The organism is Faecalibacterium tardum (assembly GCF_040096515.1).
GTDB lineage: Bacteria > Bacillota > Clostridia > Oscillospirales > Ruminococcaceae > Faecalibacterium > Faecalibacterium tardum.
Genome location: NZ_JBBMEO010000003.1, coordinates 12,259 through 34,227, shown reverse-complemented (window position 1 = coordinate 34,227; position 21,969 = coordinate 12,259). Strand labels below are relative to the sequence as shown.

Here is a 21,969-nt window from a genome sequence, read left to right as displayed (position 1 = left end):
CAGCACCGCCTGTACTTCCGGTGCGTGAAAGTCGATCAGTTGTTCCAACGGGGATTCCCTCGCTTTGCCTTAGCGTTGCGGCGGAAGTGATAATGTTCTTAGCGCTTCCTGCCAATACTAACAATAATATTATCACTTTTATGGCCAATTCACAAGAATTTCGGCGCTTTTTGCCAAAAGTAATAAGATTCTCTATACTTGAAAGCAAAGAAGGGTGGTGCGCTAGATGATTGGTGAGCGGCTGGCAGAATTACGAAAGCTGAATGGTGAAAAGCAACAAGTGTTAGCAAAAGCTCTTAGTGTTTCGGTTTCTACTGTCCGCAGTTGGGAGCACGACAAAAGTTCTCCTGACCATTCAACACTGGTTGCAATTTGCAGACGCTATCATACTTCTTCTGATTTTCTGTTAGGTTTGTCCGATTACGATCCCTCCGACAAAGCCCGCCTCCAGCGCCAGCGCCTGACCGAAGAAGAACAGAACGAGATGCACCGCTACGAAGAATATTTGCTCTGGAAACGCAAAAAATAAGCCGCCCAGCGAGACCGTAAGGTCGCTGGGCGGCTGTTTTTGCCCTCTTGACAAATACGTAAAATACGTATATGATACAATAAATGAGGTCACATTATGAACGCTATTTTCTATCCTGCAATTTTTCACCCGGAAGAAACCGGGTACTCTGTTGAGATTCCCGATATTGAGGGTTGCTTCACCCAAGGCGATACCATGGACGAAGCCGTCCGCATGGCACAGGATGCCATCGGCCTTATGCTGGAAGATTGCAAAGTCTGCCCGGAGCCTTCTGTCCCTTCTGCACTCCATGTTGACCCGGAAGATTTTGTGGTGATGGTGCCCTTTGATATGGAAGAGTACGAAAAGCGGTACAGACCCGTAAAGAAAACCCTTTCCATTCCCGGCTGGCTCAACGATGCCGCCGAATCGGCACACATCAACTTTTCCGGCGTCCTTCAGGATGCGCTGAAAGAGAAACTCCATCTGGCGTAAGTATAAGTACAACAACAGCCGCCCAGCAGTTGACCGTTATGGTCATGCTGGGCGGCTGGTTGTTTCTATAATAAGCTATCCGTAAAATGGTTTGGCTGCCATTTCTGAATAAAAGATTGGCTTATTCAACCCATACTTTTCTGTAATATCACGCACTACATCTTCAAACCATTTAGGTGCATACGGTGAAATATAGATTCCAGTAATCAATTTCTCAATATCGACATCTTTTTCAATGCCGCAGCAAGCAGCTTTTCTTACATGCGTAACTGCCCTTACTTCTTGTTCATACTCAAACGATTTTCGTTTATACCAATATGCGCCATTTATGGGAGCAAACTGCTTTGTATAGTCAATGTACCGTACTTTTCCGATTTCTACTGATGGGTCTTTTCCAAGTGCTTCAAATAATTGTCGCCCTGTTGTCTGAATTGCAAGTGCGTTTTTCACATTTGCAGAGTATAATTTCCACATAGCATCAGATTCATACTGATTGCAATGCCAACAACTTACAAACACATTTTTTCTTTCCAGTTCGCCCATCGCACCCCATTCAGACAATAGCCTCATAGAATTCTTCTCTATATATTCATCTGTCAAATCTTCACGATTCATTCCGGGGACCGTTTGTATTGCTTTTTTGAAAAAATCTGAATAAAACCCATCCCATATTCCCTTACGATTTACTGTTCCTTTCGCTCCTTCAAATATATCCTCAAATGATTCTAGTGATGCAAAATACAACTTCTTCTTTCCAATCAAAGAAATGAACTTAGCTAAATCCATATAACGCCAAAGTTTGGCCGTTGGTGAAACTTCTTCATACCAAATAATTTCTTCTGACATATTATCAGCCTCTTTTTGATTATTTCTATTCTTATCCGCCAATGTTGTCACTGGCTTTGCGATACTGCTCGTCGATCTCCTTCATGTTATAGTCCATCAGACCGGGGATTCCCATTTCGCCGCCGCATTTGTTGCAGAAAGCAGCCGTGATTTCAAAAGTATACTCCTTTTCCCAGATGGTCTGGTTGATTTTGATTTTCTTCAGGGTGTAGTTTGTTTCTCTGCGGCATTCTGTGCAGAAGTCTCTCTGGTTTTCCACAGCGGCACACTCCCTTCCGGTTTTACGTTTTTATTATTGTATCCCTACCTTTGTTTTTCGTCAACAATAAAGCCTCTGACAGTCTGCCGCTCGCAGAATCCTCCAGCAGGCTCACGATTCTTCAATACTCCCAGACGCAAAAAATCGGCACCCGCTTTTCAGCGAGTGCCGATTTTGTTACCCTATAGTGCGCTTTGATTTTTGGCGTAAGTGGCGTAAGTTTGGCGTAAATCCGCTTTTGCACGCTCCAAAAATCAAGGATTCATGCGGTTTTTAGGCAGTTATTAGTACATGCCGCCCATGTCACCGCCGGCAGGTGCGGCGGGAGCCGGGGGTTCCGGCAGGTCAGCCACAAGGCTCTCGGTGGTCAGCACCATCTCAGCGACGGAGGCTGCGTTCTCCAGAGCGGAACGGGTAACCTTGGTCGGATCCACGATGCCTGCGGCGATCATATCCTCGACAAAGACCTCGTTCTGAGCATCGAAGCCGTAGTTGGGCTTGTTGGCAGAGACGATCTTGTCGATGATGACACTGCCCTCCAGACCGGCGTTCTTGGCGATCTGGCGCAGAGGAGCCTCCAAAGCCTTCAGCACGATCTTGGCACCGGTGCGCTCGTCGCCTTCCAGCGTATCGCACAGAGCGCGCACAGCGGGGATGGCGTTGATGGGAGCGGTACCGCCGCCGGCCACAACACCCTCCTGCACAGCTGCCTTGGTGGCGTTCAGAGCATCCTCGATGCGCAGCTTCTTGTCCTTCATCTCAACTTCGGTAGCAGCACCGACCTTGATGACAGCCACGCCGCCGGCCAGCTTAGCCAGACGCTCCTGCAGCTTCTCGCGGTCAAAGTCGCTGGTAGCGGCCTCGATCTGGCTGCGGATCTGAGCAATGCGGGCTGCAATAGCGTCCTTATCGCCTGCGCCGCCCACGATGGTGGTGTTCTCCTTGGTCACCTTGACCTGACGGGCATGGCCCAGCATCTGGACGGTAGCGTCCTTCAGCTCATAGCCCAGATCAGAGGAGATCACGGTGCCGCCGGTCAGGGTAGCGATATCCTGCAGCATCTCCTTGCGGCGATCACCGAAGCCAGGAGCCTTGACGGCCACAACGTTCAGGGTGCCGCGCAGACGGTTGACGATCAGGGTGGACAGAGCCTCGCCCTCAATATCCTCAGCCACGATCAGCAACTTCATGCCGTTCTGCATCACCTGCTCCAGCAGGGGAACCAGATCCTGAATGACGCTGATCTTCTTATCGGTGATCAGGATAGCAGCGTTGTCCAGATCGGCCACCATCTTGTCGGTATCGGTGACCATATAGGGGGTCAGGTAGCCGCGGTCAAACTGCATACCTTCCACGATCTCGTTGTAGGTCTCGGCTGTGGTCTTGTTCTCCTCGATGGTGATAACGCCGTCAGAGGTGACCTTCTCCATAGCCTCGGCGATCAGACGGCCGATCTCGGGGTCGCCGGCAGAGATGGTGCCGACGCGGGCGATATCGTTGCTGTCCTTCACCTTCTGGCTGTGTGCCTTGATGGTCTCCACAGCGGTGGTAACGGCCTTGCTCATGCCGCGGCGGATATCCATGGGATTTGCACCGGCGGTAACATTCTTCATGCCCTCGTTGACCATGGCCTGTGCCAGCACGGTAGCGGTGGTGGTGCCATCGCCTGCGGCGTCGTTGGTCTTGGTTGCAACCTCACGCACCAGCTGTGCGCCCATGTTCTCGAACTCGTCCTTCAGCTCGATTTCCTTAGCAATGGTCACGCCATCGTTGGTGATGACCGGTGCGCCAAACTTTTTGCCCAGCACCACATTGCGGCCCTTGGGGCCGAGGGTGATCTTGACGGTGTTAGCCAGGGTATCAATACCAGCGCACAGTGCCTTGCGGGCGTCCTCGCCCTGCTTGATCTGCTTTGCCATAATAAATCGCTCCTTTATAATGCAAACTCAATTGAAAAGGGAAAGCTTAGTCTTCCACAACAGCCAAAATATCGCTCTGGCGCACGATGGTGCACTCTTCGCCGTCCACCTTGACCTCAGTGCCGGAGTACTTGCTGGTGAGGACCTTGTCGCCGACCTTAACGGTCATCTTGACTTCCTTGCCGTCCACGACACCGCCGGGGCCGACAGCCACTACCTGTGCCACCTGCGGCTTCTCTTTTGCGCTGCCGGTCAGGATCAGGCCGCCCTTGGTGGTCTCCTCGACTTCAACAGTCTTGATAACAACACGGTCTGCAAGAGGAATGATCTTCATAATTCTTGCCCTCCAATTATATTGAATTTATTTGAAACTTTGTTGTGTCCTGCGGGGCTTCGTGTATGCTCCGCAGTGGTTTAGCACTCTTTTTCTCTGAGTGCTAAGTGTATTGTACTCATCTTGCCCTGAAAAATCAAGGGGTTTTGCAATTTTTCTTTGTTAAGAATTTATGACGGCCAAAAATCGTACCCTGCCACGCAAAAAAGACGCAGCCGCTGCACAATTTTTGCACAGCGGCTGCGTTCTGTTCCGATGGTAAGGTTTGCGGCAGTGCTTTTTATCTTATGCCTGCTTTTTTGGCGGTAAAGCGCTGGTAGGCGGGCAGCGGCAGCAGCACGCGGCCCGCCAGCGGCTGCACCTGTACCGACACCTGCTTGCAGGGAGCGCACTCGCCGTCTACGGTGGCAATGATGGGCCCACGGTCATCTGCTGCCCGCAGGCTGACCGATTTTGCGCGGCGGTAGATAAAGTAGGGCTTTGCGGCCTCGGTGAGCTGGCCATTTTTAAAGTGCTGGCCGTTTTTGTACAGCATCAGCAGCTTTGCAATGACCCGGCGGCTGACCTTGCGCACGATGAACACATCCAGCCAGCCGTCATCCGGCTGTGCTTCCGGCCCGGCCATAAAGCCGCCGCCGTAGGCGCGGCCGTTGCACACTGCGCACATCAGGCAGTCCACGGTCAGCACCTCGCCGTCAATGACATACTCCACCCTGCGGCCAATATGCCCGCACAGCTGCTGGACAATGGACAGCGCATAGGCTGCTTCACCGCCGCACAGCGGGATGCGCCGGAACTTGGGGATGCCGTAGGCCACCTGTGCGTCCAGACCGGCAGCGCAGATGGTGGCAGAAAGTCCCAGACTGGTGCGCATCAGGTCGATGGGCACTGCCCCGCCGGCCAGCTGGGCGTCCAGATCCAGAAACTCTTCCTTTGTACCGTAGGTGCGCAGAAAGTCGTTGCCGCTGCCATAGGGCAGGCAGCCCACGGCGGTCTTATCAAAGCCGTGGGCACCGGTGAGCGCCTCGTTGAAGGTGCCATCACCACCGGCGGTAAAAATGCGCAGTTCCACCCCGGCCTTCTGGGCGGCAGCGGCGGCTGCGCGGGACAGTTCCCGGGCGTGGCCAGCGTGGGTGGTGACGCGGATGGTGTAGTCCTCCGGGGCAAGCCCGGCACCGGCAGCCGCTGCCGCGATCTGCTGCGGCAGGGTGCGGGTACAGTCGGCCTTTCCGGCTGCGGGGTTCAGAAGAAACAGCGTGTGCATCGGGGTCCTCCCTGTTGTAACTCTATTTCCTCTATAATAGTCGAAAACCGTGCCGGTTGCAAGCAAAAACGCTATTTTCTTATAGGGTTATGGTCTCATCCTCCCGCAAAACAATGCTGCCATCGGCGGCGCAGTCTGCTGTCCAGTGCTGCCCTACGCAGGCAGTCCCGGCGGCAATGCGGTTTGCAAGCGCCTGCTCCACCGCCCTGTCCACCTGACGGCGCAGCTCCCGCGCACCGTAGGCCGATTGCGCCCGGGCAGCCAGTGCCGCCCCCACCTGCGGGGTATGGCGCAGCCGGTAACCGCTGCGGGCGGCGCGCTGCTCCAGCTGGCAGAGCATTTTTTCTGCAATGGCGCAGAGGTTTTCCTCTTCCAGCGGGCGGAACACGATCACTTCATCCAGCCGCCCGAGCAGCTCCGGCCGGAACCACTTTTTGGCTTCCTCCACAGCCTGTGCGGACTGCTTTTCAAACACCGCTTCTGCCCCGGCGGCAAAGCCCAGCGGCGCGTTCTGCCCCGCTAAGAAACGTGCGCCCAAGTTGGAGGTGAGCAGCACGATGGTGTTGCGGAAATCTGCCTTGCGCCCCATGGCATCGGTCAGCTGACCGTCCTCCAAAATTTGCAACAGGATATTCTGGATATCCGGGTGTGCCTTTTCGATCTCGTCAAACAGCACAACGCTGTACGGGCGGCGGCGCACGGCCTCAGTCAGTTGACCGCCCTCGTCGTGACCGAGGTAGCCCGGCGGCGCACCCAGCAGCCGGGCGGCGGTGTGCTGCTCCTGATACTCCGACATATCAAATTTGAGCAGCGCTTTCTCGCTGCCGAACCAGCTGACCGCCAGTGCCCGCGCCAGTGCGGTCTTTCCCACGCCGGTAGGCCCTAAAAACAGCATAGCACCGATGGGCCGCCCCGGCTCGCCCAGACCGGTGCGGCTGCGCCGGATAGCCCCCGCCACGGCAGCCACTGCCCGCTGCTGGCCGACAATTTCCGCATTCAGGCGGCTTTCCAGCTTGTCCAGACGCTCCCGCTCTTGCTCGCCCACTCGCTGGGCGGGCACGCCGCTGGCTGCTGCCACCACCCGGGCGATATCCTCCGGGCTGAGCACCGGCTGGGTGCGCTGCTCCTTTTCGGCAAGGATCCGCGCCGCCGCACAGGCTTCGTCCACAAGGTCGATGGCCTTATCCGGCAGGCAGCGCCCGGGCAGATACCGCACCGAAAGCTCCACCGCCGCCTGCAGGGTCTGCGGCGGCAGTCGCACGCCATGATACCGCTCGTAACGGGGCGCAAGGCCGTTGAGGATCTCCACCGCCTGCGCGGGGGTGGGTTCTTCCACCTGCACCCGGCCAAAGCGGCGCTCCAGCGCGGCATCCTTCTGGATGTGGGTGCGAAACTCCTGGTTGGTAGTCGCGCCGATGAGCTGCAACTCGCCCCGGGCAAGCACCGGTTTTAAGATGCTGGCAGCGTCAATAGCACCCTCGGCGGCACCGGCTCCCACGATGGTGTGGAACTCGTCGATGAACAGGATGGCAGTGCCGTCCCGCACCAGCTCTTCCAGCAGGTTTTTCAGCCGCTCCTCAAAATCGCCCCGGTATTTGGTGCCCGCTACAAGACTTGCCATATCCAGCGCCAGCAGCCGCCGCCCTTGCAGCGCTCTGGGCACCTGCCCGGCGGCAATGCGCAGCGCCAGACCCTCGGCCAGCGCCGTTTTGCCCACGCCCGGCTCGCCAATCAGACAGGGGTCGTTTTTCTGGCGGCGGCACAGGATTTCCACCATGCGGTCCAGCTCCGCTTCCCGGCAGAACACCGGGTCCAGCTCCCCCTCGGCGGCGCGGCGGGTCAGATCGCGGCAATATTTATCGCTGGCGCGGCTGCCCCGGGGGATGCTGGCCGACACCCGGGGCTGGGCGGGCAGCACGAACTGTCCGCTCAGCTGACGGCACTCCCGCACTGCCTCGGTGAGCGAAAGCCCCATCTCCGCCAGCAGCAGCCCGGCGGCGCAGCCGTCATCCTCCAGCATAGCGCAGAGCAGGTGCTCCGGCTCTGCTCGGCTGACGTGGGCGTTCTGCGCCCCAATGAGCGCGTAGTCCATGGTGCGGCGCAGGTCCGGTGCCATGGACTGCCGGGTCAGCCGCTGTACCGGGGCGCTGCGCCGCTGCGCCAGCTGGCGGCGCACCTCTGGCTCGGTGATGTTTTTCCGGGTGAGATACTGCGCCGCAGCGCCCTGCTGCCGCAGCATTGCCAGCAAAAGGTGGCTGGTATCTGCCTGCTCACAGCCCAAATCCCCCGCCAGCTGCACCGCCTGCTGCAACAGCCGCGCCGCCGGGCGCGAAAAGCCCCGGTAACCGCCTATACCCAGATTTTCCCAAATGCCCATGTGTCTGCTCCTTGCTGCATATAAAATCGTCTGCACTGGAAGTATAGCCCAAAAGGCGCAGAAAAAATCAGTTGTTTGTGTCGGGCGGCAGAAAAGTAAAAAACGATCCGCAGTGGTTGCCGGGGGCGCGGATGCGTCCGGCTGCTGCGGATCGTTTTTTGAGATTTTATCTTGCGGGGAACGTTATCAGAACGAGCCGCCTCCGCCGCCGTGGGTAGTGCCGCTGGAAGAGGTGTGGGTGGAACTGCCACCGGAATCGCTGGAGCTGGACTCCTTTGGCCGCTCGGTGCGGTGCACGTCACGGTACAGGAACAGATCCCGCTGGTTGGTCAGCTTCATACTGCCCTGCCGCACATAGCTGGTTGCGTCCCGCTGCGGTGCCACGCTCTTGAGCTGGCTCTTCATCACGCCGGTCACGATCAGTGCCGTGATCAGGCCAATGACCAGCGCCACGCCCAGATACACGATCGAGAACGGCTCCTTGGGCATATTGTCCACATCGTAGGGGTGGCCTTCGCGGGCGGCGGTGATATATGCGTCCGTCCACTGGATAAAGGTGCGGAAGGCGGCGGCGTAATCGCCGTCTGCCATGTCAGGGGTCATCTGCTCGCCAAGGTACTGGATACCGGCATCCGTAAAGGCGGTAATGCCGTAGCCGCAGGTGGAGATATGCCACTTACGGTCGCCTGTGCTTACCACCAGCAGCACGCCGTCCCGGTTTTCACCGTAGCCGAACTGGCAGTAATCATACAGGTCATCGGCGCATTCTTCCATACTGGTGTAGCCCTCGTCTTCCAGCGAGTCGATGGTGGCAACGACCACATCAAAACTCTGGCGGACGCTCAGCTCCTCCAACGAAGCTTCCAGCTCGCTGTCCTCATCCTCGGTCAGGACTTCTGCGCTGTCGTTCATGCGGTAATACAGGTCGGCAAAGCCGTCTGCGGCAAAGGCCGGTACGGCCAGCGCCAGCAAAAGCACCAGTGCGGCCAGCGCAGCACAGAGGGAGCGCAGTCGGGTAGCAGTGTTTTTCATCTTCCGTCCCTCCTTTACAGAATCCCGGCCAGCCACAGCAGCCACATCACCGCATAGGATGCGGCACCAACGGCTGCTGTAAGGCCCAGCGTCCACTTGCGGGCGGCGGCCTTATCCACCGGCAGGTTGCCCACAAACTTGCCGGTCTGGCCGTTCATGGCAAAAATGTAGTTGTTGCCCTGCCAGCTGGTGCTCAGCACCCACACCGGGAACAGGGCATACTTTGCCTTGCCGCCGTGCAGCTGGATGCTGCTGTTCTCCATTTTCACGGAGTCGTAGCCGGTAACGGTCTGGGTAAAGGCGTCCTCGGTAGACTGACGGATACGCTCGTTGGCGCGCTTGATGCTCTTTTGGGCGTCCACATCGTACTTATCGGCCACATAGCCTGCCAGATACGCCGTCTTGAAGGGCACGGCATCGCTCATGGTAAACGGCTCGATGGATTCCATCAGGTCATCTGCCATCTTGGAGGAGCCGTCCACCGGAACCGCGTCAAAGCCCAGCACGCCGTCCCGGCGCACGGAGTAGTAGCTGGTCTCGGTGTAATCGTAGTCGTCATCCGACCAAAAGCGGGTGCGGGTGGCGGTAAAGCGCAGCTGGGCGTCGGCATCGCTGTCGTACAGCCAGAAGGGCACATACACGCCCTTGATCTCGTCGATATGGTTCTGGCTGCGGAACACCTTGGGCAGCAGGGTCTTGCCCTTGAGGTGCTCCTGCAATTTGGCCTTGGCGGCCTTTTTGTCCAACTTGAAGGGGATGATGAGGTCGGGGCGCAGGTCTCCGGCAAATTGTCCGGTCAGCACGATGGGGTTGCCGCAGAAGGGGCAGGCCGAAGCGGCCATGGTGTCATCGCCCACGATCTCACCGCCACAGCTCTTGCAGACGTAAGTATGCAGACCGGCGGTCTCGCCCTCTGCCCAGCTGCCGCCGGGGGTGGTCCAGTTCATCTTGCTGGGCTTTTGGTCTTTCAGATCCTCATCGTAGCCCTTCAGCGCGTCCACCTCAAACTCGGTATCGCAATAGGGACATTTCATCTTCTGGGTGGTGCTGTCAAACTGGATGGCACCACCACAGCAGGGGCACTTATATTCCAGCATTCCTGCCATAGCGTTTCCTCCTATGATCTGCGGGGCAGGAGTTTATTTGCTTTCCTGCCCCGCAGTGTGATCGGTTATTGTGCGGCTGGCTGTGCGCCGGACTTAGCTGCGGTCGTTCTCGTCAAAGGGGTCACCGCACTCCGGGCAGAACTTGGGCGGGTGTGCGGGGTCGGCCGGTTCCCAGCCGCACTTGTCGCACTTATACTTGGGCGTACCGGCGGGCTTGGGTTTGCCGCACTCAGAGCAGAACTTGCCCTTGTTCACTGCGCCGCAGCTGCAGGTCCAGCCTTCTGCTGCCGCCGGGCGGGGCTTGCCGCACTCCGGGCAGAACTTGCCAGTAACGGTAGCACCGCAGCTGCAAGTCCAGCTGTTAGCAGCAGGCTCCGGCTTTTTTCTGCCGCATTCCGGGCAGAACTTGCCGGTGGCGATAGCGCCGCAACTGCACTTCCAGCTGTCGGTGGCAGAAGTCTGCTGCTGGGGTACTGCGGGCTGCTGCCCCATGGCGAACAGACTCTGGGCGTTCATGCCGTTTGCACCGGCTGCCATACCCATGCCCATAAAGCCGGTCATGGCACCGGCGGTGTTGCCGGCGGCGGTCTTCATGGCGTCGATCTGACCGCCCACCAGACGGGCTGCGGCGGTGGTGGGGTCGGTGGTCATGGCGTTCTCTTCCCACTCGGTGATCTTCTTCTGTTGCTCCTCCGGGATGGACAGGGAGTTGATGTTGAAGGAGAACACCTCAATGCCGCGCTTTTTGCGCCAGATATTGGACAGCTGCTCGTTGAGCGCGTCCGAGATTTCCAGCGTGTGGGCGGGGATCTCGTAATACTGCACCTTGTTGGCCGAAAGGGTGGCCAGCGCCGGCTGCAAAGCGTTCATCAGCTCACTCTTCAGGCGGGGAGCCAGCTCCGAGGCATCGTACTGGTTGGAAACGTTGCTGCACACGTTGGTGTAGAACAGCAGCGGGTCGCAGATGCGGTAAGTAAAGCTGCCGTTGCAGCGGATATTCACCGAGAGCTTATAGCCCCGCTCCTCGCTGACCACCACCCGGAACGGGATGGGCGTCGCGGTGCCGTACAGGATCTCGCCCAGTTCCTTGGTGTTGATATAGTACACCCGCTGATCCTTGCCGGTGTCACCACCATAGGTAAAGCGCTTGGCCACGGTCTGGAAGGTAGCTGCCAGACTATCGCCAAAGTTGCCGGTGAACACGCTGGGCTCGGTGGAAGAATCAAAGGTATACTCGCCCGGCTCGGCGCACACTTCCACCACCTTGCCCTGCTCCACGATGAGCATACACTGGCCATCGGCCACAGCAATGCCGCTGCCGTTGGTGATAATGTTGTCCTCGCCGTGGTTGGAACTGCGGCGGGAGGTGCGCTTCTGGCCCTTTACCATCAGCACATCTTTGTCCAGAGAATCGCAATAGAAAAATTCCTTCCACTGGTCTGCAAGCGTTCCGCCCAGTGCGCTCATGCCTGCTTTGATCAAACCCATAGTAATTTCCTCCTGTACGTTTTATTGTTTTGCTTTCTTCTTTTTTATCATGCAGAACGATTTCGTTTGTAAAAAGGTTCTGCCTGCTCAGGGGTAAGGGTCAGATAATTGATATTATAATCATACTGCAATGCGGCACTGAACGCAAGGCATTTCTAACCGTTGCCACCTGCCTTTGCAGCTTCTTTCATAAAAAAGAACACCGGAGCGTCCATAGAGACTCCGGTGTTCCGAAACAATATTTTTATGCTTGTCCCGTACCCCAAAAGGCTTAGAACCGCCGCCATGTATCCGGCATAAACAGCACCAGCATGGGGAAGATCTCCAGACGGCCGGCCAGCATATCGAAGATGAGCACCAGCTTTGCGGGGTCTGCAAAGCAGCCGAAGTTCTGCATTGGGCCTGCCATTTCCAAGCCCGGGCCGATGTTGTTCAGAGTAGCCGCCACGGCGGTAAAGTTCGTCACCATATCAAAGCCGTTCAGGCTGATCAGGAAGAAGGAGGCCGCAAAAATAAAGATATACGCTGCAATGAACACATTGGTGGTGCGGATGGTCTCGTGGTTCAGCAGCTTGCCGTCCATGCGGGCGGGTGCCACCACCTGCGGGTGCAGGGCGGTCTTGAGCTCCTTGGCCAAGGTCTTGCCCAGAATGAGGAAACGGCTCACTTTGATGCCGCCGCCGGTGCTGCCCGCACAGGCACCAATAAACATGAGCATGACCAGGATCTCTTTGGAGAGGGTCGGCCACAGGTCAAAATCGCAGCTGGAGAAGCCAGTGGTGGTGATGATGGAGCCCACCTGAAAAGCGGCCTGCCGCAGCGCCTCGCCAAAGCTGTTGTACATACTATAAATATTGGCAGTGATGATACCCACTGCCACTGCGATGACCACAAAGTAGCCCCGCACCTCCTCGCTGGCAGCAGCGCGGCGGAACTTGCGCATGAGCAGCAGGAAGTAGGCGTTGAAGTTGACGCCGAACAGGATCATGAAGATGGTCACGACCCACTGGATGTAGGGCGAAAAGCTGGCAAAACTGTCGTTGCGGAACCCGAAGCCACCGGTGCCCGCCGTACCAAAGGCAGTGAGCATGGCTTCGAACAGGGGCATTCTGCCCACCAGCAGGAACACCAGCTCCAGCACGGTGAGGGCAAAGTAGATGCCGTACAGGATCTTAGCGGTAGACTGTACCTTGGGCACAAGCTTGTCCACCTGCGGGCCGGGGCTTTCCGCCTTCATCAGGTTGACGTGGGAGCCGCCGGTCAGCGGCAGCAGCGAGAGCAGGAACACCAGAACGCCCATGCCGCCGATCCAGTGGGTGAAGCTGCGCCAGAACAGAATGCCGTTGGGCAGCCCCTCCACGGCGGGCAGAATGCTGGCACCGGTGGTGGTAAAGCCGGAGACCGTCTCAAACAGAGCGTCCACGGGGTTTGGGATGCAGCCGGTGAGCACAAAGGGCACCGCGCCTATCACCGAGATGAACACCCAGCACAGCGAGGTAGCCGCAAAGCCTTCGCGCATATAGAACACCTTACTGCGGGCTTTGATGGTGTGCAGAGCGTAGCCGATGCCGGCGCTGACCGCAGCTGTGAGCAGAAACACGCCCAGCACCATCCACTCGCCATACACTAAGCTGGCGGCGGCTGGCAGCAGCAGCAACGCGCCCTCGATCATCAGCACATAGCCCAGCAGACGGAAAACGATCGCATAATTCATAGTCCGCCTCCGTCAGTGCTCCACAATATCGCGCAGATCGTGCAGACCATGCTCCAGCGTGACCACGATGACGTTATCGCCCACCTGGATCTGGTCGCCGCCGCGGGGGATCAAAATCTTGCTGCCGCGGGTAATGCAGCACAGCAGCAGGTTCTTTTTCAGGTGCAGCTGGCTCAGGGGCACACCGGTAGCGGCGCTCTCCTCGTGCACCGTAAACTCCAGTGCCTCCACGCGGTCGTCCAGGATGCGGTACAGCGTCTTGATGTTGTTGCCCGCCTCGTTTTGCAGGGCGCGGACGTACTGCACGATGTAGTCACAGGTCATGTACTTGGGGTAGACCACGCTGCCCAGATCCAGCCCGGCCAGAATATCGTCAAATTCCAGACGGTTGACCTTTGTCACCAGCTTGCCGTTGGAGTGCTTTTTGGCAAACAGGGTCAGCAGCACATTCTCCTCGTCGATGTTGGTCAGCGCCACAAAGGCCTCGGTAGATTCCAGACCCTCGGAAAGCAAAAACTCGCGGTTAGAGCCGTCCTCGTTCAAGATCTGTGCGCCGGGCAGCTGCTCGGCCAGTTCCACGCAGCGGGCGGCGTCCCGCTCCACGATGCGCACCCGCACATGGTTTTCCAGCAGTTCCTGACTGAGGTAGTAGGCAATGGCACCGCCGCCCACGATGAGGGCGTTGCGCACCGGCTGCACCGGCAGATGCAGCTGCTGGAAGAAGGCGTGGGCCTTTTCCTGCGTAGCAAGGAAGGTGACCTGATCGCCCTTTTGCAGCACAAAGTTACCGTTGGGGATGATGACCCCGCCCTCACGCTCCACCGCGCACACCAGAATATCGCTCTTGAGCCGGGTGGGGATCTCGCGAATGGCTACGCCGTCCAGTGCATCGGGCAGCGCAAACTTGATCAGCCGCACACGGCCGTCCGCAAAGGTATCGATCTTGCTGGCACCGGGGAACCGCAGCAGATGGGAGATCTCCTTTGCCGCTGCCATTTCCGGGTTGATGATGGCGGAAATGCCGATCTGCTTTTTGATAAAGTCCAGCTCGTGGCTGTAGGACGGGTTGCGCACGCGGGCAATACCGTGGCAGTGACCCGCCTTTTTGGCAAACATGCAGCAAAGCAGGTTCAGTTCGTCCGAGCCGGTGACCGCAATGAACACATCCGCATCCTCAATGCCTGCCTCGGACAGGGTGGTGATGGACGAGCCATTGCCCACGATGCCCAGCACGTCGTAGCTTTCGGTCAGGTGCTCCACGCGCGCTTTGTTGGTGTCCACCACAGTCACGTTGTGGCCTTCCTCGCTGAGCTGGCGCGCCAGAGCCGTGCCGACCTTGCCGCCGCCCACCAGAATGATCTTCATAAAAAGTCCTTTCTCCTTTGGCAGCCCCTTTTTCCGGGGCATACAAGTACAGCATAGTATATCATATCCCGATGCAAAGTTCTACCGTTTGCCCCGCAAATACAGCGAATTGCTTAAAAAACGACAGTTCTTTTGTGCAAAAGGCCAATTGCAGCGCGAAAACGCAAAAAGGGACTGCCACACAGCTTTGTGCAGCAGTCCCTTGGGGCAAAACGATTTAGAATGCCCACCGCGTACGCTTTGGACATCCTCAGCGGATTATTTTTTGCTATAAGGACAGGCCTTCCTTTACGCCAAAGGCTCCCTCTGGGAGGGAGCTGGCAAAACCGTCAGGTTTTGACTGAGGGAGTTCGTTCCAAACCCCTCCTGTGAAAATAGCGTTTGGAGCGCTCCGCAGAGCGCGACAAACGCGAAAATATAAATATTATTTCCGCTGAACATGGCTAGAGCGAAGCGGAAGCCATTTTAAATCGTCCGCCCTGCCCCTTGTCCCGGGGCGGGGTTTGTGCTATGCTAAGGGGTACAAGCGATTTTTTGCGCTGAGAGGAGGAACCCCATGGCCGCCGTAAAAACACGGAATACCGCTACCCTTATGACCGAGGGCAGCATTGTAAAAAGCCTGCTGTTGTTTGCCCTGCCGCTGATCTTCGGCAACCTGCTGCAGCAGATGTACAACACCGCTGACAGTATCATCGTGGGCAATTTTGTGGGCAGTAATGCCCTTGCCGCCGTGGGCTCCAGTGGTTCGCCCATCTATCTGCTCATCGGCTTCAGTCAGGGACTGGCCGTGGGTGCGGGCGTGGTAGTCTCGCAGTATCTGGGCGCGGGCGACCACAAGGAGACCCGCGAGGCGGTGCACACCTCCCTTGCCATTGCAGTGGTCATGGGGCTTTTGCTGACCGTGGGCGGCGTTGCCTGCGGGCGCGCTTTGCTGGTAGCCATGAACACCCCCGCCGAGGTGCTGGCCGACGCCGTGACCTATATCCGCATCTACTTTGGCGGCGTGCTGTTCAGCGTGGTGTATAACATGACCGCCGGCATCCTGAACGCCGCCGGCAACTCCCGGCGCTCGCTGGTGTATCTGGCATGGGCATCGGTGACCAACATCGTGCTGGATCTTTTGTTCATCGTGGGGCTGCGGATGGGGGTGGCAGGCGCTGCCATCGCCACAGACCTGAGCCAGCTGGTGTCCTGCGTGCTGAGCCTGCGTTTTCTGATGAAAAGCGAGGACGCCTGCCGGGTGGAGCTTTCCGCCATCCGGCTGCACCGCAAAATGGCAGGCCGCATCATCCGGGTGGGTCTGCCCACCGGCATCCAGAACATGGTCATCTCCTTTTCCAACGTGCTGGTGCAGGCCAGCGTGAACAGCTACGGTGCCGCCGCCATGGCGGGCTTTGCAGCCTATATGAAGATCGATGGCTTCAACATTCTGCCGGTGAGCAGCATCAGCATGGCTGCCACCACCTTTGTGGGGCAGAACTACGGCGCGGGGCGTCTGGACCGGGTAAAGCGCTCGGTGTGGGTCACCCTTGCTATCGGGGTCATCTACACCCTTTGCACCGGCGCGGCACTATTGGCCGGACAGGACGCCATTCTGCACCTGTTCACCGCCGATGAGGCCGTGGTCACCTACGGCAAGCTGGCCATGCGGTGGTTCTGTCCATTCTACTTCCTGCTCAGCATTCTGCACGGCCTTGCCGGTGCCGTGCGCGGCACGGGTGCCAGCATCCCGCCCATGGTGGTGCTGCTGGTCTCGCTGTGCCTGTTCCGTGTGGTATGGATCCAGTTTCTGCTGCCCTTTTTCTCCGGCATCGAGGGCGTGTTCATCCTCTACCCCGTCAGCTGGGGTCTGGGCGCTGTGCTCATGATCCTGTATGCATGGAAGGGTAAGTGGATGGAGTATCATACATAACATTATTTTACAAAAAAGGACTGCCGTGCAGCGCACGGCAGTCCTTTTTTATCTTATTACAGCTTTTCAAACACCAGAAAGCGGAAGGCGATGGTTGTGGTGAGCTGCGGCAGAGCCGCAAGGCGGGCAGCACCGTCGCGGGGCGTCTTCCAGTAGTAGGGGGTCATGGCAAACAGGGCTTCCAGCTGGGCGGCGGGCACGGTGATGGTTCCCTGCACCTCCCGCTCATCAATGGCACGGAAACCCGGGTACTCCACCTGCTGCACCGGGTTCTTATAGGGCTTTTCATAGAGCACAGCCTTCATTTGGTACAGATGCTCTGCCCCCGGCACAACGTAGATCATGCGCCCGCCCGGGCGCAGCACCCGGCTGAACTCCTCCTGCGCAAAGGGCGAAAAGCAGTTCAGCAGCACATCTGCCCAGCCGGTGCGCACCGGCTGGCTGAAGCTGGACGCCACTGCATACTGCGCAGCAGGCAGCGCCTTTGCAGCCAAGCGCACGGCGGGCTTTGCGATATCGAACCCTGCCAGCTGCAACGGTTTTTCCGCCGCCGCGAACTGCTGCGCGATGCAGCGGTCGTACCAGCCCTCGCCGCAGCCCGCATCCAGCAGATGCAGCGGGGCGTCCTTCGCGGCGGGTACGCCGTGGGCAAGGCACAGCTCCCCCAGCGCCTGCCCGAAAATGCCGTAGTATCCGGCGTTCAGGAAGGCGCGGCGGGCGGCAACCATCTCCTTGCTGTCCCCGGGGGCTTTGGTGCGCATACTCTGCACCGGCAAAAGATGCCAGTAGCCCTCCCGGGCGCGGTCAAAGCAGTGGCCTTTTTCACATTTCAGGTCGGTTTCCCCTTGCAGTACGCCGCCGCACAGGGGGCACTGCCACGGGGCAAAGGCTTCGTTCCGGCTCATACTTCTTCGCTGTGGTCCTCAATGGGTGCGGTGGCACCGCCGTGGGCGTCCATATACTCCTCAAAGCTGGTGTACTTCTGCTGGGGCGGGCGGCGGCTGATGAGCATCAGCCCCGGGTCCTCGTCCCGGGCGGCAGCATTGCGGCCACGGCGGGCAGGCTCGGCCTTGGGAGCGCGGGGTGCGCTGCCGGTGCGGTTCTGATTGCCTGCGCTGCCGCGCTCGTTACGGGCAGGGCGGGCGTTGCTGCTCTGGGCAGCGCGCTGCTCGCTGCGGTCGTTGCGGCGGCTGCCGCTGCGGCTTGCGTTCTGATTATTCTGGGGCTCCTGTGCGCTGCGGATGGCAGGTGCTGCCGGTGCAGCAGGAGTCTTGCGTGCCGGGCGCAGCGGAGTAGCCTCCGGGGCGCTGACAAAATGGGGGTCAAACTTGGGCTGGGCGTTGCTGCCCCGGGCGGGGGCGGCATTCTCGCGGCGGGCGCGGGGCGCTGCCGCCTCCTTAGGGGCGTTTGCGCCCCGGTTGTTGGCGCGGCGGTCGTTGCGGACCCCGCGCTTTGCGTTGCTGTCTTGCATCAATGTTTCCTCTTTTTTCGGTTTTGCAGGCACCGTGTTCTTTGCGGCCTTCGGCTCCTGCTTTGGCGCGGGCGCAGCTGCCTTTGCAGCTTTTGCGGGCGCAGTTTCGGCCTGTTTTTTCGGCGCTTCGGCCGATTTATCCGCTTCGGGGCGGGGCTTTTTGCCGCGCACAGGCAGCACGGGGCGCACCGGGGCGGGCACGCCGTCCCACGGATGACCGGATACCACCGGGATCTTGCGGCGGTTCAGCTTTTCAATGCCTGCCAGATACTCCTGCTCCTCCGGGGCGCAAAAGCTGACGGCGGTGCCGTCCGCACCGGCGCGGGCAGTGCGCCCAATGCGGTGCACATAGGTCTCCGGCACCTCGGGCAGGTCGTAGTTGAACACATGGGAAAGCTCGCTGATATCAATGCCGCGTGCGGCGATATCGGTCGCCACCAGCACCCGGGTCTTGCCGGACTTGAAATCCTCCAGCGCGGTCACGCGGGCAGTCTGGCTCTTGTTGCCGTGGATGGCGGCGGCGGGGATGCCCTGCTTTGTCAGGTCTTTTGCGATCTTATCCGCGCCGTGCTTGGTGCGGCTGAACACCAGTGCGTTGACCACCGGCGGCTGCAAATTTTTGATGAGCCACGGCAGCAAGAGCTTTTTGTTGCCCTTTTCCACATAGTACAGGCTCTGCTGGATGCGGTCCACGGTGCTGGACACCGGGTCCACCTTGACAAAGGCGGGGTCGTGCAGGATGCCGGCAGCCAGCTGCTCGATCTCGGCGGGCATGGTGGCGCTGAACATCAGGTTCTGGCGCTGGGCGGGCAGCTTTGCAATGACCTTTTTCACGTCATGGACAAAACCCATGTCCAGCATCCGGTCGGCCTCGTCCAGCACAAAAATTTCCAGTGCGGACAGGTCGATAAAGCCCTGCCCGATCAGGTCGTTCAGCCGTCCCGGGCAGGCGATGAGGATGTCCACGCCCTTTTTCAGCGCTTCCACCTGCGGTGCCTGTCCCACGCCGCCAAAGATGACAGTGCTGCGCAGTTTCAGGTACTTGCCGTAGGCTTCAAAGCTTTCGCCGATCTGCAAAGCCAGCTCCCGGGTGGGGGTCAAAATCAGGGCGCGGACAGCGCCCTTGCGGCGGGGCGCATTGGCGGTGAGCCGGTCCAGCATGGGCAGCGCAAAAGCCGCCGTCTTGCCGGTGCCGGTCTGGGCGCAGCCCATCAGATCCCGGCCTGCCAGCACCGGCGGGATGGCCGCTGCCTGAATGGGCGAGGGGGTCTCGTAGCCCGCTTCCTGCACAGCGCGCAGCAGCGGGGCGGACAGATTCAGTTCTTTAAATGTCATGGTTCTCCTATTATTCTGTGATCTTCCGGCACTCGATGTAGTAGCGCTTTTCCTCCGCGTGTCCCATGCTGAAGGTCTTGCGGGGCAGCACGCCGCCCATCACAACGCCGCGGAACAGGTCGCTCTTGGCGAAGGGCGGCATCAAAAACGCCACCGCGCCCTGCTTGCACAAAGCGCGCACAGCCGGCTCGTCATGCACATAGTCCACCTTTGCTTCCGGGTGGCGCTCGATATAATCCGAAATAAAATCGTCGATGGTGCCCACAGTCAGCGGCTCGGTGGGGTCCTCAAAGCTGAGCACATTGGCCATGTGGGGGCCCGCCAGCGTAAAGGGCTGCTTTTTGCTGCCGCCAAAGCAGCAGCCGGCCATGTTGGCATCGCTCCATGTAATGAGGCTCAGCAGCACGGTGGCGCAGTCCACGTTGAACAGTACCCGGTGGATGGGCTCGATCTCAATAGCCGGGGAGTGCACGTTGCACACCTCTGCCAGACACCAGCGGGCGGGGTGGTTTTCTGCCTGCTCCGGGGTCAGGGTCTTTTTCAGCTCCTCCCAGCAGGCTTTTGCAGTGGCCAGCGAGTGGTTGCCGTCGCCCACAGCCAGCGTCAGCGGGTCGCGGCGGGTGGCATCGGGGTATTTCTTGTCAAATTCTTCCTGACTGCCCAGCACGGTCAGAGCATTTTCAATCTGTGCAATGAGGGCGGGGTCCTCCACCGCCCAGCCTGCCACATGGCCGCCGCCCAGCATCAACTCGCCCTCGTACACCTTGGGCAGGCTGTCTTTGTGGGCGGCAATGGGCTCGATGAGGGTGCAGTCCGGGTCGTCCGCCAGCATCATGATATGGGGCGTTTCCAGCGCAGCGCCGGTGCGCACCTTCATGCGGGGCGGGATGCGGCTTTCCACCGTGCACTCGCTGGGGCGCACGGCACATTTTTCGCCCCGGCGGTAGCTGTAAGCCTCCAAGTCCACACGCCCTACAAGACCCTGCCGCACCCGGCCGCTCTGCTCGGTGCGCTCTACATAGATAAAGCCGTCCACCGCCCGGGTGAGCACGTTTTGGGCATAATCCTGCATGGTGGCGTGGATCTTTTCCACCCGCGCGTCGGCGTCTCCGTCCTCCAGATACACCTCCGGTAGGATCAGGTTCAGGGTGCTGGGCGCACCCGCAGCGGTCTTTTCTGCCCGCTGCCAGTAGCTGCGGTCACTGGTAAACTGGTCACAGGCGATGCAGCCCCACTGCTCCAGCGGCACCTGCTCCGAAGGCAGCAGGATGTGTGCGGGTGCAAAACAGGTAGTCGGTTTCATAGTCGTTTCCTCCCCTCTTTATTGCAATTCAACTTTTTTAATGCAACAGCAACAACGTTGAATTGCATATCGCAAATATGCTGTTTGAATGTTGCGCTAATTTTTGACTTGCGATAAAAGCCGCTTCTCAGCGGAATGCTGCGGTGTCGTGCACCACAAGGTGCTGCACACCGGCGTCGGCAGCGGCCTGCTCCAGCGCAGCGCGGCTGTCCGCATCCAGTTCGGTACTGCTGGTGACCAGCAGATTTTCCATGCCAAGGGACGTACCGGTGGTGCCAAGGGCATCGGTGGCAGCGGTGCACAGTGCGTCAGGGTAGCTGACCCACAGGGTCACGCTGCCTGCAAAGCGGGTCTGCCATGCGGCGATATCAGCGGTCAGCTGGGCGGCGCGTCCCTCCCGGCTCTTGCCGCCGGAAGCGCCGAAGTCCTGCTTGCGGGTGATGATGTTGGGGAACTGCACCCCGGTAAGCACCACCTGCTCGTAGCCCATGCCCTGCACCTCCTCAATGAGGTCGCCGATATACTGCACCGCACTTGCGGCAAAGGGGTTCATCCATGCCTTGCCGCCCTTGGCTGCGCTGACGTTGTCCAGCCAGAGGCTGTTGCCGTCGTAGTGCACGCCCATGCTGCGGTCGGTGTACACCGACACCGGGTCGGTAAAGGCGGCAAGCTGCGCCGCCGGGATGATGCCCTCTTCCCGCAGGATGGCGGCGATATTGGCCGCATCCACCGGGTTCTCCGTGATGCTTTGCGCAGCAGCTGCCACCCCGGAAGCGTAGTACACCGTGCCAGCGGCGTCCTTCAGGGTGACAAGGGCGTAGTCTGCGCCCTGCTGCTTCAGCTGCCGGGCGGCGGCGCGGATGGCGGCATCATCGGTCAGGGCGGTCACATCCAGCTCTGCCCAGCTGCCGCCGGTAATGGCCTTGCCGTCCAGCGGCTTTTCCTCCTCCGGCTCCGGTTCAGACGCTGCCTGCGAGGCGGCAGCGCTGCTTGCCGCCGCAGAGGAGGCGGCTGCCTCGGCGCGGGAAGCGCTTTCGGCCTCGAGGTCCCGGTCCTTGACCACGGTATACCATGTGTGGGTGGCCCAATCCAGCACATGGGGTGCGGCAAACCATGCTGCTGCCAGCACTGCCACTACCAGCACCGCAATGCCGATGCCGCGCTTGACGCGCATTTCCCGGCTGTAAAAGCTGCGGTGATAATGCTTGACCTTCTGACGTTTATACTTAGCCATGGTATTC

At 59.2% G+C, this 21,969-nt stretch carries 18 protein-coding genes; 3 read left to right on the top strand and 15 right to left on the bottom strand.

All coding sequences use genetic code 11. The features are described from left to right. The first annotated feature begins 226 nt into the window (after nucleotides 1-226). Nucleotides 227-529 (top strand): helix-turn-helix domain-containing protein, encoded by a 303-nt coding sequence (locus WMO44_RS03640; RefSeq protein ID WP_097783627.1) that lies wholly within the window; start codon nucleotides 227-229, stop codon nucleotides 527-529. A gap of 96 nt (nucleotides 530-625) precedes the next feature. After that, nucleotides 626-1,003 (top strand): type II toxin-antitoxin system HicB family antitoxin, encoded by a 378-nt coding sequence (locus tag WMO44_RS03635; protein WP_015538062.1) that lies wholly within the window; start codon nucleotides 626-628, stop codon nucleotides 1,001-1,003. Between the two features lie 75 nt (nucleotides 1,004-1,078). On the opposite strand, the gene WMO44_RS03630 is transcribed toward WMO44_RS03635, so the two are convergent. The 11 genes from WMO44_RS03630 to trkA form a co-directional block, all read right to left on the bottom strand. After that, the gene (locus WMO44_RS03630) at nucleotides 1,079-1,849 is read right to left on the bottom strand and encodes a hypothetical protein (protein ID WP_349151774.1); all 771 of its coding nucleotides are present in this window, start codon (nucleotides 1,847-1,849) and stop codon (nucleotides 1,079-1,081) included. A 31-nt stretch (nucleotides 1,850-1,880) separates the two neighbouring features. Beyond that, a complete protein-coding gene (locus WMO44_RS03625) occupies nucleotides 1,881-2,108 on the bottom strand; it encodes a hypothetical protein (RefSeq protein ID WP_349151773.1) in 228 nt (75 codons plus the stop codon). A 284-nt stretch (nucleotides 2,109-2,392) separates the two neighbouring features. Next, nucleotides 2,393-4,027: a chaperonin GroEL gene (groL, locus tag WMO44_RS03620; protein ID WP_005923596.1), complete on the bottom strand. Its 1,635-nt coding sequence runs from the start codon at nucleotides 4,025-4,027 to the stop codon at nucleotides 2,393-2,395. Nucleotides 4,028-4,073: 46 nt separating this feature from the next. Next, nucleotides 4,074-4,361, bottom strand: coding sequence for a co-chaperone GroES (locus WMO44_RS03615; protein WP_055185083.1), 288 nt, complete (start codon nucleotides 4,359-4,361; stop codon nucleotides 4,074-4,076). A 280-nt stretch (nucleotides 4,362-4,641) separates the two neighbouring features. Then, nucleotides 4,642-5,625 (bottom strand): diacylglycerol/lipid kinase family protein, encoded by a 984-nt coding sequence (locus WMO44_RS03610; protein ID WP_349151772.1) that lies wholly within the window; start codon nucleotides 5,623-5,625, stop codon nucleotides 4,642-4,644. 79 nt (nucleotides 5,626-5,704) lie between these two features. Continuing rightward, a complete protein-coding gene (locus WMO44_RS03605; protein ID WP_349151771.1) occupies nucleotides 5,705-8,002 on the bottom strand; it encodes an ATP-dependent Clp protease ATP-binding subunit in 2,298 nt (765 codons plus the stop codon). A gap of 186 nt (nucleotides 8,003-8,188) precedes the next feature. After that, on the bottom strand, nucleotides 8,189-9,034 hold the full coding sequence (locus tag WMO44_RS03600) for a TPM domain-containing protein (RefSeq protein ID WP_349151770.1): 846 nt from the start codon (nucleotides 9,032-9,034) through the stop codon (nucleotides 8,189-8,191). 14 nt (nucleotides 9,035-9,048) lie between these two features. Then, nucleotides 9,049-10,140, bottom strand: coding sequence for a TFIIB-type zinc ribbon-containing protein (locus WMO44_RS03595; protein ID WP_349151769.1), 1,092 nt, complete (start codon nucleotides 10,138-10,140; stop codon nucleotides 9,049-9,051). A gap of 93 nt (nucleotides 10,141-10,233) precedes the next feature. Next, nucleotides 10,234-11,628: an SPFH domain-containing protein gene (locus WMO44_RS03590; protein ID WP_349151768.1), complete on the bottom strand. Its 1,395-nt coding sequence runs from the start codon at nucleotides 11,626-11,628 to the stop codon at nucleotides 10,234-10,236. Nucleotides 11,629-11,899: 271 nt separating this feature from the next. Then, on the bottom strand, nucleotides 11,900-13,342 hold the full coding sequence (locus WMO44_RS03585) for a TrkH family potassium uptake protein (RefSeq protein ID WP_349151767.1): 1,443 nt from the start codon (nucleotides 13,340-13,342) through the stop codon (nucleotides 11,900-11,902). Nucleotides 13,343-13,354: 12 nt separating this feature from the next. Beyond that, nucleotides 13,355-14,707, bottom strand: a complete 1,353-nt coding sequence (trkA, locus tag WMO44_RS03580; protein ID WP_055185070.1) for a Trk system potassium transporter TrkA — start codon at nucleotides 14,705-14,707, stop codon at nucleotides 13,355-13,357. A gap of 556 nt (nucleotides 14,708-15,263) precedes the next feature. On the opposite strand from trkA, the gene WMO44_RS03575 reads away from it, so the two are divergent. Then, on the top strand, nucleotides 15,264-16,619 hold the full coding sequence (locus tag WMO44_RS03575) for an MATE family efflux transporter (RefSeq protein WP_349151766.1): 1,356 nt from the start codon (nucleotides 15,264-15,266) through the stop codon (nucleotides 16,617-16,619). Between the two features lie 56 nt (nucleotides 16,620-16,675). Here the strand turns inward: WMO44_RS03575 and WMO44_RS03570 are convergent, their stop codons facing one another. The 4 genes from WMO44_RS03570 to WMO44_RS03555 all read right to left on the bottom strand — a co-directional run bounded on the left by WMO44_RS03570 (nucleotide 16,676) and on the right by WMO44_RS03555 (nucleotide 21,962). Next, entirely contained in the window at nucleotides 16,676-17,524 is an 849-nt protein-coding gene (locus WMO44_RS03570) for a putative RNA methyltransferase (RefSeq protein WP_349151765.1), read from the bottom strand. Further along, complete coding sequence (locus WMO44_RS03565) at nucleotides 17,521-19,425, bottom strand: DEAD/DEAH box helicase (RefSeq protein WP_349151764.1); 1,905 nt, start codon at nucleotides 19,423-19,425, stop codon at nucleotides 17,521-17,523. The genes WMO44_RS03570 and WMO44_RS03565 overlap by 4 nt, the downstream gene beginning before the upstream one ends. A gap of 10 nt (nucleotides 19,426-19,435) precedes the next feature. Beyond that, nucleotides 19,436-20,728 carry a DUF1015 domain-containing protein gene (locus WMO44_RS03560; protein ID WP_055186591.1) on the bottom strand — a complete coding sequence of 431 codons (1,293 nt, stop codon included), beginning with the start codon at nucleotides 20,726-20,728 and terminating at the stop codon, nucleotides 19,436-19,438. A 127-nt stretch (nucleotides 20,729-20,855) separates the two neighbouring features. Beyond that, nucleotides 20,856-21,962, bottom strand: a complete 1,107-nt coding sequence (locus tag WMO44_RS03555; RefSeq protein ID WP_349151763.1) for a putative glycoside hydrolase — start codon at nucleotides 21,960-21,962, stop codon at nucleotides 20,856-20,858. Between the last annotated feature and the right edge of the window lie 7 nt (nucleotides 21,963-21,969).

Bases quoted from the DNA above. Each gene is read 5' to 3' on its own strand.
- WMO44_RS03635 (WP_015538062.1), top strand. From the start codon at position 626: ATGAACGCTATTTTCTATCCTGCAATTTTTCACCCGGAAGAAACCGGG.
- WMO44_RS03555 (WP_349151763.1), bottom strand. From the start codon at position 21,962: ATGGCTAAGTATAAACGTCAGAAGGTCAAGCATTATCACCGCAGCTTT.
- WMO44_RS03595 (WP_349151769.1), bottom strand. From the start codon at position 10,140: ATGGCAGGAATGCTGGAATATAAGTGCCCCTGCTGTGGTGGTGCCATC.
- WMO44_RS03605 (WP_349151771.1), bottom strand. From the start codon at position 8,002: ATGGGCATTTGGGAAAATCTGGGTATAGGCGGTTACCGGGGCTTTTCG.
- WMO44_RS03590 (WP_349151768.1), bottom strand. From the start codon at position 11,628: ATGGGTTTGATCAAAGCAGGCATGAGCGCACTGGGCGGAACGCTTGCA.
- WMO44_RS03560 (WP_055186591.1), bottom strand. From the start codon at position 20,728: ATGAAACCGACTACCTGTTTTGCACCCGCACACATCCTGCTGCCTTCG.
- trkA (WP_055185070.1), bottom strand. From the start codon at position 14,707: ATGAAGATCATTCTGGTGGGCGGCGGCAAGGTCGGCACGGCTCTGGCG.
- WMO44_RS03600 (WP_349151770.1), bottom strand. From the start codon at position 9,034: ATGAAAAACACTGCTACCCGACTGCGCTCCCTCTGTGCTGCGCTGGCC.
- WMO44_RS03610 (WP_349151772.1), bottom strand. From the start codon at position 5,625: ATGCACACGCTGTTTCTTCTGAACCCCGCAGCCGGAAAGGCCGACTGT.
- WMO44_RS03575 (WP_349151766.1), top strand. From the start codon at position 15,264: ATGGCCGCCGTAAAAACACGGAATACCGCTACCCTTATGACCGAGGGC.
- WMO44_RS03585 (WP_349151767.1), bottom strand. From the start codon at position 13,342: ATGAATTATGCGATCGTTTTCCGTCTGCTGGGCTATGTGCTGATGATC.
- WMO44_RS03570 (WP_349151765.1), bottom strand. From the start codon at position 17,524: ATGAGCCGGAACGAAGCCTTTGCCCCGTGGCAGTGCCCCCTGTGCGGC.
- WMO44_RS03615 (WP_055185083.1), bottom strand. From the start codon at position 4,361: ATGAAGATCATTCCTCTTGCAGACCGTGTTGTTATCAAGACTGTTGAA.
- groL (WP_005923596.1), bottom strand. From the start codon at position 4,027: ATGGCAAAGCAGATCAAGCAGGGCGAGGACGCCCGCAAGGCACTGTGC.
- WMO44_RS03565 (WP_349151764.1), bottom strand. From the start codon at position 19,425: ATGACATTTAAAGAACTGAATCTGTCCGCCCCGCTGCTGCGCGCTGTG.
- WMO44_RS03630 (WP_349151774.1), bottom strand. From the start codon at position 1,849: ATGTCAGAAGAAATTATTTGGTATGAAGAAGTTTCACCAACGGCCAAA.
- WMO44_RS03640 (WP_097783627.1), top strand. From the start codon at position 227: ATGATTGGTGAGCGGCTGGCAGAATTACGAAAGCTGAATGGTGAAAAG.